Origin of the sequence: Psychrobacillus psychrotolerans, from assembly GCF_900115805.1 — a bacterium.
Classification (GTDB): Bacteria; Bacillota; Bacilli; order Bacillales_A; family Planococcaceae; genus Psychrobacillus; species Psychrobacillus psychrotolerans.
This window is the reverse complement of the sequence record NZ_FOXU01000001.1, coordinates 665,206-680,008: the sequence shown is the minus strand read 5'-3', so window position 1 is coordinate 680,008 and position 14,803 is coordinate 665,206. Positions and strand designations below refer to the sequence as shown.

12 protein-coding genes are annotated in these 14,803 nt (G+C 36.9%); all 12 read left to right on the top strand.

Annotation, left to right across the window (positions count from 1 at the left end; genetic code table 11):
- The first annotated feature begins 329 nt into the window (after positions 1-329).
- The 12 genes from rpsO to BM260_RS03545 all read left to right on the top strand — a co-directional run bounded on the left by rpsO (position 330) and on the right by BM260_RS03545 (position 14,711).
- Positions 330-599, top strand: a complete 270-nt coding sequence (gene rpsO, locus BM260_RS03600) for a 30S ribosomal protein S15 (protein ID WP_090562453.1) — start codon at positions 330-332, stop codon at positions 597-599.
- 155 nt (positions 600-754) lie between these two features.
- On the top strand, positions 755-2,875 hold the full coding sequence (gene pnp, locus BM260_RS03595; RefSeq protein ID WP_093535065.1) for a polyribonucleotide nucleotidyltransferase: 2,121 nt from the start codon (positions 755-757) through the stop codon (positions 2,873-2,875).
- A 98-nt stretch (positions 2,876-2,973) separates the two neighbouring features.
- Positions 2,974-4,203 carry a M16 family metallopeptidase gene (locus BM260_RS03590; protein WP_093535063.1) on the top strand — a complete coding sequence of 410 codons (1,230 nt, stop codon included), beginning with the start codon at positions 2,974-2,976 and terminating at the stop codon, positions 4,201-4,203.
- Between the two features lie 132 nt (positions 4,204-4,335).
- A complete protein-coding gene (locus tag BM260_RS03585) occupies positions 4,336-4,608 on the top strand; it encodes a YlmC/YmxH family sporulation protein (protein WP_093535061.1) in 273 nt (90 codons plus the stop codon).
- A complete protein-coding gene (locus BM260_RS03580; RefSeq protein WP_093535059.1) occupies positions 4,605-5,405 on the top strand; it encodes an NAD(P)-dependent oxidoreductase in 801 nt (266 codons plus the stop codon). The genes BM260_RS03585 and BM260_RS03580 overlap by 4 nt, the downstream gene beginning before the upstream one ends.
- A complete protein-coding gene (locus BM260_RS03575; RefSeq protein ID WP_093535057.1) occupies positions 5,405-5,992 on the top strand; it encodes a dipicolinate synthase subunit B in 588 nt (195 codons plus the stop codon). The genes BM260_RS03580 and BM260_RS03575 overlap by 1 nt, the downstream gene beginning before the upstream one ends.
- 77 nt (positions 5,993-6,069) lie before the next feature.
- Positions 6,070-7,116 carry an aspartate-semialdehyde dehydrogenase gene (locus BM260_RS03570; RefSeq protein ID WP_093535055.1) on the top strand — a complete coding sequence of 349 codons (1,047 nt, stop codon included), beginning with the start codon at positions 6,070-6,072 and terminating at the stop codon, positions 7,114-7,116.
- Between the two features lie 2 nt (positions 7,117-7,118).
- Entirely contained in the window at positions 7,119-8,000 is an 882-nt protein-coding gene (gene dapA, locus BM260_RS03565) for a 4-hydroxy-tetrahydrodipicolinate synthase (RefSeq protein ID WP_093535053.1), read from the top strand.
- Positions 8,001-8,399: 399 nt separating this feature from the next.
- Complete coding sequence (locus BM260_RS03560; RefSeq protein ID WP_093535051.1) at positions 8,400-10,067, top strand: ribonuclease J; 1,668 nt, start codon at positions 8,400-8,402, stop codon at positions 10,065-10,067.
- A gap of 335 nt (positions 10,068-10,402) precedes the next feature.
- On the top strand, positions 10,403-12,652 hold the full coding sequence (locus BM260_RS03555) for an FtsK/SpoIIIE family DNA translocase (protein WP_093535723.1): 2,250 nt from the start codon (positions 10,403-10,405) through the stop codon (positions 12,650-12,652).
- Between the two features lie 198 nt (positions 12,653-12,850).
- Complete coding sequence (locus BM260_RS03550; protein WP_093535049.1) at positions 12,851-13,579, top strand: GntR family transcriptional regulator; 729 nt, start codon at positions 12,851-12,853, stop codon at positions 13,577-13,579.
- A 46-nt stretch (positions 13,580-13,625) separates the two neighbouring features.
- Complete coding sequence (locus tag BM260_RS03545) at positions 13,626-14,711, top strand: BMP family lipoprotein (RefSeq protein WP_093535047.1); 1,086 nt, start codon at positions 13,626-13,628, stop codon at positions 14,709-14,711.
- Positions 14,712-14,803: the final 92 nt, after the last annotated feature.

Genomic DNA, 14,803 nt, shown 5'->3' with positions numbered 1-14,803 from the left:
AGAGCGGCGACTCCAGTGGGAACAGCACGAGCTGAAGACCCTGGACTGAGCGTAAGCGAGGGAAGAGGCTGAAGTCGTGCCCACGGAAAGCGTCCGCTCGGAGCGGAAATCAATGGCCTATCTACATTTGTATTTTAAGAGGATCGTTTTTTTTACTTTGTTTTTAAAAGGATAATTCGATCTTGTCACTTACTAATTAGTTGCTTCACCAATCTATTTATGATAATCTTTATAAGTACAATACCGTACTTAACCTTTCCTTGGCTTTTTCGATTCTCCAACGATTGCTCAGGATTAGGGGATAACAAGAATTTTAGGAGGAAACCAACATGGCAATTACACAAGAACGCAAAAATGAATTAATCGCTGAGTACAGAACTCACGAAAGTGATACTGGATCTGCTGATATTCAAATCGCAATTCTTACAGAAGAGATTAACTCTTTAAACGAACATTTACGTACTCATAAGAAAGATCATCACTCACGTCGTGGTCTATTCAAAATGGTTGGACGTCGCCGTAACTTATTAAAATACTTACGTGAAAACGAAGTATCACGTTACCGTGATCTAATCGCAAAACTTGGTTTACGTCGATAAGATTCTATTTAGGAAAGCGGGATTTATCCCGCTTTTTCTTTTGCATAAAAAACTTCGCATAGTTGAAAGATTTTTGATACACTACTTATGATACATATAACTTTTATATACCCTTTTTTAAAGGAGTTTTTGAAGTCGAGAGGAGTCCAGATTACATGAGTGAAAAGAAAGTATTTACGTACGAATGGGCAGGACGCCCGTTGCAAGTAGAAATAGGACAACTTGCAAAACAAGCGAACGGGGCAGTATTAGTACGATATGGTGATACAACAGTATTATCTGTAGCAACTGCATCGAAAAACCCTAAGAATTTAGATTTCTTCCCTTTAACTGTGAACTATGAAGAAAAACTTTACGCTGTAGGTAAAATCCCAGGCGGATTTATCAAACGTGAAGGACGTCCTTCAGAACGAGCAATCTTAACAAGTCGTTTGATTGACCGTCCAATTCGTCCTTTATTCCCAGATGGTTTCCGTAATGAAGTTCAAGTGATTTCAATCGTGATGTCTGTTGATCAAAACTGTTCTTCTGAGATGGCGGCAATGTTAGGTTCATCTTTAGCGCTTAGCGTTTCAGATATCCCATTTGACGGTCCAATAGCTGGCGTTCAGGTAGGTTTAATTGGAGAAGAACTAATTATCAATCCAACTGTAGAGCAAATGGGTAAGAGCACTTTAGACTTGGTAGTAGCCGGGACAAAAGATGCGATTAACATGGTTGAAGCAGGGGCTAAAGAAGTTTCAGAGGAAACGGTACTTGAGGCAATTATGTTCGGTCATAATGAAATTATCAAGTTAATCGAATTCCAAGAAAAAGTAGTAGCTGAAGTTGGAAAAGCGAAAAAAGATATTCCTCTTTTTGAGTTAGATAAAGTGCTTTTTGAAGAAGTAAAAGGTATTTGTGAAACAAAACTTGTACAAGCAATACAAGTACAAGAAAAACATGCTCGTGAAGATGCTATTACTGAAGTAAAAACAGAAGTCATTGCAATTTATACAGAAAAAGAAGCAACTGATGAGACGTTGAAGCAAGTACGTGAAATTTTAGATGCAATGGTGAAAGATGAAGTTCGTCGTTTGATAACAGAAGACAAAATTCGTCCTGATGGTCGTGGAGTAGCGGAAATTCGTCCACTATCTTCAGAAGTTGGCGTATTGCCTAGAACTCACGGTTCTGGATTGTTTACACGTGGACAAACACAAGCTTTGAGCATATGTACTTTAGGGCCCCTTGGTGATGTGCAAATTATCGATGGAATTGGCTTAGAAGAAACAAAACGTTTCATGCATCACTATAACTTCCCTCAGTTTAGTGTAGGAGAAACTGGTCCTATCCGTGCTCCAGGTCGTCGCGAAATTGGTCATGGTGCTTTAGGAGAGCGCGCTCTAGAGGCAGTTCTTCCAGATGAAGCTGATTTCCCATACACACTTCGTTTAGTAGCAGAAGTGTTAGAATCCAATGGATCAACATCACAAGCTAGTATTTGTGCATCAACTCTAGCAATGATGGATGCAGGTGTTCCTTTGAAAGCACCAGTTGCAGGGATTGCAATGGGACTTGTGAAAAAAGGTGAACATTATACTGTGTTAACGGATATTCAGGGAATGGAAGATCATCTTGGAGATATGGACTTTAAAGTAGCTGGTACATCTAAAGGTATTACAGCACTTCAAATGGATATTAAAATTGATGGACTATCAAGAACAATTCTTGAAGAAGCGTTAGAGCAAGCTAAAATTGGTCGTATGCAAATTTTAGAAAGTATGCTTGCAACAATTTCTGATCCACGTGAGAAACTGTCCAAATATGCACCTAAAATTGTTGTGATTAAGATTAATCCGGATAAAATCCGTGATGTAATTGGACCAGGTGGTAAACAAATTAATAAAATTATCGATGAAACTGGCGTGAAAATTGATACAGAGCAAGATGGTACAATTTATATCGCATCAGCTGATGAAGAGATGATTGCACGTGCAAAAGAAATTATCGAGAACATTGTACGAGTAGCGCAAGTTGGCGAATATTATCTTGGGAAAGTTAAACGAATTGAAAAATTCGGTGCTTTCGTAGAATTATTCACTGGCAAAGATGGCTTATTGCATATTTCCGAAATTCAAGAAGAACGTACGAAAAATGTGGAAGATGTTCTAAAACTTGGGGATGAGCTATTAGTGAAAGTAATTGAAATTGATAATCAAGGTCGTGTCAATTTATCTCGTAAAATTGTTGTAAAAGAAGAAAAAGAACGCGCTGAGCAACAAGAAAACAAATAATTAATCAATTACATCAGCATGACAAAAAAGGTTGACCGTAGCCGTGTTGCTACGGCAACCTTTTTAAATAGCTGAATAGAATAAACTGAGGTGTTAATTTGATAAATAAACTAACTTGTAAAAATGGAATACGAATTGTTTCAGAACATATTCCTTATGTACGATCTGTGGCTGTAGGGATTTGGGTCGAGGCAGGATCAAGGTATGAGTTACCAGAAGAAAATGGCTTAACTCATTTTATTGAGCATATGTTATTTAAAGGAACTGAAACGAGAACTGCGAAACAAATTGCAGAAGAATTTGATCGTATTGGTGGTAATATCAATGCTTTCACTTCTAAAGAGAATACATGCTACTATGCAAAAGTATTAGATCATCATGCAGAACATGCGGTGGAAATACTAGCAGATATGTTTTTCCACTCTCAATTTGATGCAAATGAAATTGAGAAAGAAAGACAAGTTGTTCTGGAAGAGATTAATATGGTAGAGGACACACCAGATGATATCGTGCATGAATATTTATGGCAAGCGATGTACGAAAATGACCCGCTTGGTGCGCCTATTTTAGGCACAGAGGAAACGTTGAATAGTTTCACAAAAGAAACGATTCAAGCATACATGAAAAAACATTATACCCCAGAAAATGTAGTTATATCTGTTGCGGGTAATATTCCAGAAGGACTACTAGAGTATATTGAAACATTATTTAGCCAACTAGAAAAATCGAGTAATGAGAAAATACCTATGGCAACTCCAGAGTTGAGAGCAGTACATGTCGAAAACTTTAGAGAAACTGAGCAAGCGCATCTTTGTTTAGCCTATCCAAGTTTAAGTGTAAAGGCTGATAACATTTATAGCCTAGTTGTGATGAACAATATCTTGGGTGGAAGTATGTCTTCTAGGCTTTTCCAAGAAATCAGAGAAGAAAAAGGTCTTGCTTACTCAATCTATTCTTATCATTCGTCATATGAAGATACTGGTGCTCTTGCTATTTATGGTGGGACTTCTAGCAACCAATTGGAAGAACTATCTATGTCAATTCAGCAAGCGATACAAAATGTTCTTGAAAAAGGATTCACAGAAACAGAAGTATCTAATGCAAAAGAGCAATTGAAAGGTAATCTACTCCTTGGCTTAGAAAGCTCCAATGCTCGAATGAGCCGTAATGGTAAAAATGAATTGCTATATGGTGAACATCGTTCATTAGATGAAGTAAGTGCATCAATTGATGAAGTCTCCTTACAATCGGTAATGGATCTTGCTGCAGAGACATTTTCCCATAAACCAGCCATCTCAATCATTAAACCAAAAGTCGATCAAATTTGATCGGCTTTTTTTATATTGGAAATATATTTTTTGTTTTTTAAGGACCAGGCGTCTTCTTTCCCGTTTTTTTATATTCACTTTGTACTGCGAAATGGCATATATATAAATAGAAATCAATAAGGGGGAGAATGATTGTTACTTTCGGAACTTGCAGAAAAAGAGCTGATCCAAGTTAAGGACGGGGCGAGATATGGCAAACTAGCAGACACTGAGTTACTCTTCAATCCTGAAAATGGGAAAATAGAAGGTTTTGAAGTTTTTCAAAAAACAGGATCCTTTTTTCAAGGAAATAAATCAGCGAAAAAAAAGGAATTTATCTCATGGGAAGAAATAATTCTCATTGGTAAAGATAGAATTCTGTTTAATGAGGCAAACAATGAAATTGGAAATAGTGAATATTCGTGAAAAAAAAATGTGCAATCATAGGTACAGACGCCCGTCTATCGTTTTTGAAGGAAACATTAGATAACGAACTAGAAGTGAAAATCTTTCCAACGACGATTTGGACGGAAGAACTAAAAGTCGCAATAATGGATTTTCAACCTACCATCATTTTTTTACCTATTCCACCATTACAAATAGATAGTTCTTTCGTTTTGCCTGAGTCATGTCTTCTCCTTTTCGTTGGAAAAACGAATACAGAAATTGAACAGGAAATACAAAATAGCCAGGTCCATGCTTTTTATTATTTAGAGGATGAACAGTGGATTTGGGAAAATGCAAATCTTACAGCAGAGGGATTTATATATAACTTTTATAGAAGTGAAAACGAATCTATTTATAATAAAAAATTCATCATAACTGGGTATGGAAGAGTGGGAAAAAGACTTGCTTTTGCTCTACATCATTTGGGCGCAGAGGTAATTATCTCGGTTCGCTCTGAACATCAATTATTTGAGGCAAAAAGCTATGGATATCAGATAGAACAATTTGAGCATGTTGTTCATAATCAAGAAGCACATACCAGCTATCTGATAAACACTATTCCAAACAGATGGCTGAGCACGTCTGATACGGCTAGATTTAAAAAAGTGTATGATCTAGCTTCAAATCCAGGATGTTTACTCGAGTCAGCCAATTCAATCCCAACAAATTATATCCATTCAACTAGCTTACCAGGATTGTATTTTCCCAAAGATGCAGGATATTTGATAGCAAAAGCTGTGCAAACTCAATTGGCTCTACTGGAGGGGGAAAAATAGTGTTAAAAGGTTTTCGAATTGGATTAGGAATAACTGCTTCTCATTGTACTTATGAGGAAGTTATCCCAATGATTAAACAGTTTACTGATCTAGGGGCAACTGTAGTTCCTATTATTACGTATTCTGTATTAACTGCGGCAACACGTTTTGGAACAGGGGAAGAATGGATTGAGAAGATAGAAGAGGCAAGTGGTAGTAAAGTAGTGTCAAAAATAGTGGAGGCAGAACCATTTGGACCTACAAACCCACTGGATTGTATGGTAATTGCTCCGATGACAGGCAACTCTATTAGTAAGCTTGCAAATGCCCAAACAGATTCACCTGTGTTGATGGCGGCAAAAGCAACATTGCGAAATGGAAAACCAGTAGTTCTTGGAATATCCACAAATGATGCATTAGGATTGAATGGAATGAACATTATGAAATTACTTTCTACTAAAAACATATACTTTATCCCCTTTGGCCAAGATAATCCTCATAGCAAACCAAACTCACTCATTGCTGACTTTACAAAAATAATTCCAACAGTTGAACATGCGATTCAATTCAAACAATTCCAGCCTTTGCTCATAAGTCATAAATTATAAATATTGATGAAGATGTATTTTCATGTATAATAAAATACAATATCAAAAATAGCATAGGTCTAGGGGGAGAGCTTTTCATGTCACAAGGTTATACAGTAGCAATTGTAGGAGCGACAGGAGCAGTCGGTCAAAAAATCATTGAAAAATTAGTAGAAAGAAGTTTTCCATACAAAACGTTAAAGTTATTAGCTTCTAAAAAATCAGCGGGTAAACAAGTAGAAGTAGATGGAAGTTCTTATACTATTGAAGAAGCAACACCTGAAGCTTTTGAAGGTGTAGATGTAGCATTTTTCTCTGCAGGTGGTTCAATTTCTAAAGTTCTAGCAAAAGAAGCGAGCAATAGAGGGGCAATCGTAATTGATAACACAAGCGCCTTCCGGATGGATAAAGATACACCACTTGTAGTTCCTGAAGTAAATAAACAAGCCTTACATGAACAAACAGGGATTATTGCTAATCCAAATTGTTCTACTATTCAGATGGTTTGCGCACTTGAACCAATTCGTCAGAAATTTGGTCTAACCAAAGTAATAGTTTCAACTTACCAAGCGGTATCGGGTGCCGGAGCTGCTGCAATTAATGAATTGACAACACAAAGTGAAGGTATAAAAGATAAACAAGCAAAACCAGAAATCTTACCTGTTAAAAGTGCTGAAAAGCATTATCCTATCGCAGGTAATGTTATTCCTCAAATTGACGTGTTCACCGAAGATGGATTCACTTTTGAGGAACATAAAATGATGGATGAAACTAAAAAAATTATGTCTTTACCAAATCTTGCTATTGCAGCAACTTGTGTAAGAGTGCCCGTTGTTACCGGACATTCCGAATCTGTCTATGTAGAGGTAGATCAAGAGAATGTATCAATCGATCAGCTAAAACAACTACTTGCAAACTCAGAGGGGATTACGTTACAAGATGCTCCTGACCAACAATTTTATCCTATGCCGTACTATGCAGATGGTAAAGACGATGTATTTGTGGGACGCTTAAGAAAAGATCCTTCCAACGATAAAGGATTTCATATGTGGATAGTATCAGATAATTTATTGAAAGGTGCAGCGCTAAACTCTATACAAATTGCAGAAGCACTTATTGCTGAAGGTATATTAAAAGAGGTGTAAAAATGAAGATAGGACCAATTGCTACGGCAATGGTTACCCCATTTCAAATAGATGGTTCCATCAATTATACTGTGACAGAATTATTAATTGAACATTTACTTTCGACAGGGACTGACTCTCTTGTCGTTTGTGGGACAACAGGAGAATCTCCAACTTTAACAATGGAAGAAAAACTTAAATTTATTAAATTCGTAGCAGAGAAAGTAAACAAAAGAGTACCTGTCATTGCAGGTACTGGAAGTAATAGCACAGCCGCATCCATTGACTTGTCTATAAAGGCTGAGGCTCTGGGAGTGGATGGCCTAATGATTGTCACCCCTTATTATAACAAACCCAATCAACGCGGGCTGATAGCTCATTATGAAGCTATTGCAAATGAAACAATACTGCCAATTATCATATACAATATTCCAAGCCGTTCTGTTATCAATATGGAACTTGATACATTGGTAGCTTTAAGTGAAATACCCTCCATTAAGTTTTTAAAAGATGCTAGTGGTAATTTAGATCAGATGACTCGAGTAATGGCTAAAACAAAAGGGAATTTAGAAGTGTATAGCGGAGATGATTCACTCACTCTTCCATTACTAGCAATAGGGGGTACTGGAGTAATTTCGGTTGCTTCCCATATTGTAGGAAATGATATGAAGAAAATGATGGAAGCTTTTCAAAATGGAAATCATACGGAAGCTGCAAGAATTCATCAATCATTATTGCCGTTAATACAGGCACTCTTCAAACACCCCAACCCGATTGTCGTAAAATATGCGCTTTCTAAGATAGGTTTAGAAGTGGGAAGCTTACGCTTACCACTCACTGAGATGACCGAAAGAGAAAAGCAGGAATTTGATGTAATCTGGGATGAATATTTGAATACTCAATAATTTGGCAGAAAGGCTGAAGATTTCCTATTTCAGCCTTTTTTTTATTTGTGTGAATCGCTGACGTCCGATATAATGAAAATACGTGGATGTTGGTCGGGTTAACTTCTTTTATAAAAAATTTAACAAGCTAACGTAAATAGATATCTCCCATCCTTGGAAAGGGCAGAGAGACGAATACTAATTAATAAGTAATAAAGATTCAGGAAGTACAAGCATTTGCTAGAAAGTAAAGCTTTCGGAGGATGTAAAAAGTGTTGAATGGAGTCTTAGACTACAGAAAGCCTAAAATCGTATTACTATTCGATAGTTGCAAACTGAACTGCATGACGCAGGACTAAGCACCATACACATCTAGATACAATTTCTCTGAGGCGTAATTGATTTATAGGAGGAAAAGATTTGGTAAAAGTAAAAAATGAACTTATTCGAATTATACCGCTCGGTGGAGTTGGAGAAATCGGAAAAGCAATGTACGTAGTAGAAATAGATGAAGAAATTTTTGTCGTAGATAGTGGTTTAATGTTCCCAGAAAATGAAATGCTAGGAATAGATATTGTAATTCCTGACATTACGTACTTAGTAGAAAACAAGGATCGTGTAAAAGGGATCTTCTTAACACACGGTCACGAAGATGCGATTGGTTCCATTTCATATTTACTTCAAAAAGTACAAGCACCGGTATATGGCTCTAAATTGACAATTGCTTTAGCAAAAACGCATTTAAAAGCGTTACCGACGAAACAACCAGTCAAGTTTTTCGAAGTAACAAATAAAAGTCGCATGAATTTCCAAGGAACCTATGTTACTTTTTTCCATACAACGCATAGTATTCCTGATTCTCTTGGGATTGTATTCCATACGTCTGAAGGTGCAATCGTTCATACCGGAGAATTTAAGTTTGACCAATCGGCTAAAGGAAAGTATCGTCCTGACATAGCAAAAATTGCTGGTTTAGGAGAAGATGGTGTATTTATACTTCTATCTGATTCAACAGAAGCAGAAAGACCAGGTTATACAACTTCTGAAGCGGTAATCGAAAACCAATTATCAGAAACATTCCACGCTGCTAAAGGTCGTATACTAGTCGCACTATATGCATCTAATTTTATACGAATTCAACAAGTTATCGACAAAGCAATTGAAACAGGCAAAAAAGTCGCAATTGCAGGAAAAAGCTTAGAAAATATTTTCGAAATAGGGTTAGATCTAGGGTATTTCACTGTAGAAGAGGAGACAATTATTTCTATCAAGGAAATCTCTAAATACAATGATGAAAATATTGTAGTTATTGTCTCAGGTACACAAGGTGAACCACTAGAAGCCTTAGAAAAAATGATCCGTAAGCATCATAAAGATATTAAAATAAAAGATACAGATACTGTCTTGATCACGTTTACACCTTCTCCAGGTATGGAAGTAGGAATGTATAATACGATGAACCAAATTGCAAAAGTTGGAGCAAAAGTTCTTACTTCTGAAAAAAATGTTCATGTTTCAGGTCATGGTAGTCAAGAAGATTTAAAAATGATGTTAAATCTAACAAAACCTAAATACTTTATACCAATTCAAGGGGAATATCGCATGTTGATAGCCCATTCAAAATTGGCTCAAGCAATTGGTATGACCAAATCGGAAATTTTCATCGCCGATAAAGGGGATATCGTAGAATATAAGAGTGGTAAAATGAGAATGAGTGGTCGAGTTCAAGCTGGCAATATCTTAATAGATGGAATCGGTGTTGGAGATGTAGGCAATATTGTTTTACGCGATCGCAAGCTGCTTTCACAAGATGGTATATTTATTGTTGTTGTTACTTTAAACCGAGCACAGAAGAAAATTGCTTCTGGACCAGAAATTCTTTCGAGAGGATTTGTTTATGTTCGTGAATCTGAAGAACTAATGGAAGAGTCTGCTAAGCTGGTCAGAACTGTTGTTGAAAAATATGTGAATAAAGAAACGTTTGAATGGACAAACATTAAACAAGAAATCCGTGATACGCTAAATTCATATTTATTCCAACAAACCAAAAGACGTCCAATGATTATCCCTATTATTATGGAATATTAATATGAATAAAGGATTTCCTTTCCGAATACGGAAGGAAATCCTTTTTATCTTAAAAGACAAGAAAGTATATAAAAAAGTAACTTGAATAAGGCATCCGTGGCAGGGGAAAGAATGAATAGTATTCTGATTTCAATACAGTTGGACGATTTCTGCGTGTACGACTAGTATGAGGGAAATGTCTGTCCATAATCCTTTGAAAACGATCGTTGTCGGTTTAAGGACCTGGCGCATATTTCTGTTTTTTCTTCTAATAGATTTTTAAAATTACTTAGAAAGTAGGTGACACTTTGGCAAGAAAGAAAAAAAGACCAACTAAAAAGCCGTCTAAAAAAACAATGCATCCGCTCCTTTATGAAATTATTGGACTATTAATTATTGGATTATCCATTATTTCGTTTTTTGAATATGGGCTTGTGGGTGAATTTTTGTCTTATATTAGTTATTTCTTATTTGGGAATTGGCATATTGCAGTTCCATTTATGCTAATCGTGTATGCACTTATTATAATGATCAAACAATCCGTACCGGCATGGAACCATAGATTACTTTTAGGCTGTGCTTTTGTTTTGGGAAGTTTATTGTTATTTAGCCATATCGCATTATTTCAACAATTATTTGAAGGAAAAGCATTAGTAACCAACTCTGTTTTAAGAGAAAGCTATCGCGTTCTAGTAGAAAGCGGTGGGATCACCAATAGAAATACCTCATTAGGCGGCGGAATAATAGGTGCAATACTTTTTGCATCATTCCATGTTCTGTTTGCTTCGGCCGGTGCAAAAGTAGCGGGCTGGCTAATGTTATTTATAGGAATTGTGTTACTGACTGGAAAAGCCTTAGTTCCTTACTTAGTAGAAACGTTTCCGAAGCTAAAAGAAAGCTTCCTAAACAGACCGAAAAAAAAGAAGAAAAAACCTACACCTACAGCTACTCCTGTTAGTGGTCAGTCCCGTCGAAACAAAAAACAGGCTGCACAGGAAGAGGCTGTAACTGTAATAGAAGCAGTTCCTTTAGAAACAGAAGAAGAGGAGCAGTCTACTTCACCGATCATTTCTGCATTTACCGAACGTATAGCTAGAAAAGAAGTGGTAGAGCAGCCATCTGAACCCGTTGAACCTATAGAGATTAATTTGGAAAATGAAGCAGTTGAGAATGAAGATTATCAACTACCCTCTATTAATTTGTTAGATGCACCTGCTCATAGTGATCAAAGTGGTGAATTGAATGCGATTCAAGCTAATGCTAAAAAACTAGAACAAACATTTTTAAGTTTTGGTGTTAAGGCAAAGGTTACTCAAGTTCACTTAGGTCCAGCAGTAACAAAATATGAAGTTCTACCTGATGTAGGGGTGAAAGTTAGTAGGATCGTTAGTTTACATGATGATCTAGCTTTGGCCTTAGCAGCGAGAGATATTCGGATTGAGGCACCTATACCTGGGAAATCGGCGATAGGGATCGAAGTACCAAATAAGGAAGTAGCTATTGTGAGTTTGAGAGAAGTTTTGGAATCAGAAGAAAATAATATGCCGAGTCAGAAGCTATTAATTGGCTTTGGACGCGATGTAACTGGGCAAGCTGTGCTAGCCCAGTTAAATAAAATGCCACATTTACTAGTAGCTGGATCTACTGGAAGTGGGAAGAGTGTCTGTATCAATGGCATAATTACAAGTATAATGATGCGAGCAAAACCGCATGAAGTGAAAATGATGATGATTGATCCAAAAATGGTAGAGCTTAATATGTATAATGGGATACCGCATCTACTTGCGCCCGTTGTAACGGACCCACGAAAAGCATCACAGGCCTTGAAGAAAATAGTCTCTGAAATGGAAAGAAGATATGAGTTGTTTTCTCATACAGGCACAAGAAATATGCAAGGGTACAATGAGCATATTGACAGATGGAACGAAGAGAATGAAGAAAAACATCCGAAACTTCCGTTTATAGTGGTTATAGTAGATGAATTAGCGGACTTAATGATGGTTGCTTCTAGTGATGTAGAAGATTCTATCACTCGCTTGGCTCAGATGGCTCGTGCAGCTGGGATTCATTTGATTATTGCTACACAAAGACCGAGCGTTGACGTGATAACGGGGATTATTAAAGCTAATATTCCTTCAAGAATTGCATTTGCAGTTTCCTCAGCAATTGACTCCAGAACTATTTTAGATATGGGAGGAGCAGAAAAACTATTAGGTAGAGGGGATATGTTATTTCTTCCAGCCGGTAGCTCGAAGCCAGTCCGAGTACAAGGGGCATTTTTATCAGATGCAGAAGTTGAAAGAATTGTAGATTTTGTTATTGAACAACAAAAGGCTAATTATCAAGATGAAATGATTCCAGATGAAGTGCAAGAGTCGGCAGAACAGTTAGATAGAGATGAATTATATGATGATGTTGTGCAACTAGTAACTGAAATGCAAACTGCTTCCGTCTCATTACTTCAAAGAAGATTTAGAATTGGTTATTCCAGAGCAGCCAGAATTATCGATCAGCTAGAACTTAGTGGGGTTGTCGGACCTTATGAGGGAAGTAAGCCAAGACAAGTACTGGTTTCTAAACACTCTGTGGATGATGATATTATGTAACCTAAAAGGTTAAATAGTATCACACTTTATAGAAAAAGTATGACAAAATAATTACAAATTCACATACTTTTTGTATCAACTTTTAAAATAATATAAATAAAAGTATTTATTTCATGTATTAAAAATGTTATAGTATGACTGATTAGTAGGAAAGTTTTACATCAGAGGTCTGATCTCTTCAAAATGGTGGTGTTTTAGATGACAATAAAAGTAGACCATCGGCATTTATATTTACAAGTGATTGATCGTCTTAAACAAGACATCGATAAGGGCATATTCAAAGAAAAGGAAAAGCTTCCTTCAGAATTTGAATTGGCCAAGTCATTAGGAGTAAGTCGCGCAACTTTAAGAGAAGCTCTTCGCTTATTGGAAGAAGAAAATGTAATAGTCAGAAGACATGGAGTGGGCACGTTTGTAAATTCTAAGCCCATTTTCACGTCTGGTATCGAACAGCTTTCTAGCGTCTCATCTATGATTCGTAAGGCTGGAATGGAACCAGGTACAGTTTACTTGAGTTCTATGCAAGCGATTCCATCTGAGGATGATATTTTAAGATTCCAGTGTGGAGATGAGCAATCGATTGTTACAATGGAACGTGTCCGTACTGCAAATGACGAACCGGTTGTGTATTGTGTCGATAAGGTTCCGAAAAATTATTTACCTAATGATTTTCTCATTAGAGAAGAAGGCTCTATTTTTACTGCATTAGAAGAGTCTGGAGAAATACATATTTCATATGCGGTGACTTACATTGATCCTGTGGGTTACCACGAGATCGCATCTCCTACTTTGAACTGTGAGCCAGAAACTTCCTTGCTTGTTTTAAAACAACTCCATTACGATGAAAACGATCGTGTGGTTTTGTACTCGAAGAATTATTTTCGAGCGGATAAATTTAGCTTTCACGTTGTTCGGAAAAGGGTGTAAAATGCAACAATTCCTGCTAATAAGAAAATAAATGGGGGTTTTCAAATTGACAAAACGTAAATTTGGATTAGGTCTATCACTAGTACTTGCTGCTGGAACTATCCTAGGAGCATGTGGGTCTAAAGATGAAGAAACAACTACACCAAAAGATTCAGAAGGAACAGGTTCTGAAGGTACAACTGAAGCAGTAGATTTTTCTCTAGCAATGGTAACTGACGTTGGTGGGGTTGATGACAAATCATTCAACCAATCAGCTTGGGAAGGTATTGAAGCGTTTGGTAAAGAAAATGGTCTTGAAAAAGGCGATGGTGGATATGACTACCTTCAATCAACATCAGATGCAGATTATATTACAAACATAAATAACTTAGTACGTCGCGACTTTGATGTAGTATATGGTATTGGATTCCTAATGGAAGAACCAATTAAAACGATTGCTGCACAACAAAAAGACGCTCAACTTGCAATCATCGATTCAATCGTTGATGCTCCAAACGTTGCTTCTGTAATGTTCAAAGAGCAAGAGGGATCATTCCTTGCAGGTGTTGCTGCTGCTCTAATGTCTGAGTCTAAACAAATCGGTTTTGTTGGTGGAATGGAAATTCCGGTAATTGAACGTTTTGAAGCAGGATTCTTAGAAGGTGTTAAAGCTGTAGATCCATCTATTAAAGTAGATGTACAATACACTGGTAAATTTGATGATGCTGCACTTGGTAAAACAACTGCTAACCGTATGTACTCTTCAGGCGTAGATATTATTTTCCACGCTGCTGGTGGTACAGGTAATGGTGTATTTGCTGAAGCAAAAGAACGTAAAACAAAAGATGCTAACGCAAACGTATGGGTAATCGGAGTTGACTCTGACCAATACGAAGAAGGTGCTGTAGGCGATACTAACGTAACACTTACTTCTATGTTGAAAAAAGTTGGAACTGCAGTTCAAAACATTGCAAAAGATGCAATGGCTGGAAACTTCCCGGGTGGAACAACTGTAACTTATGGTTTAGCTGAAGAAGGTGTTGGTCTTGCGGATTCTCGTGGAGCTATTCCACAAGATGTTCTTGACCAAATTGATGAGTTCACTAAGAAAATCGCTGATGGGGAAATCGTTGTTCCTGAAACAGTAGAATAATAATATTAACGAACATCATAAAGACCGATCTCTCTCGGTCTTTATGATATTTTAAATTAGTAGACGAAAGATTTTAACTATTCAAAAGTCTA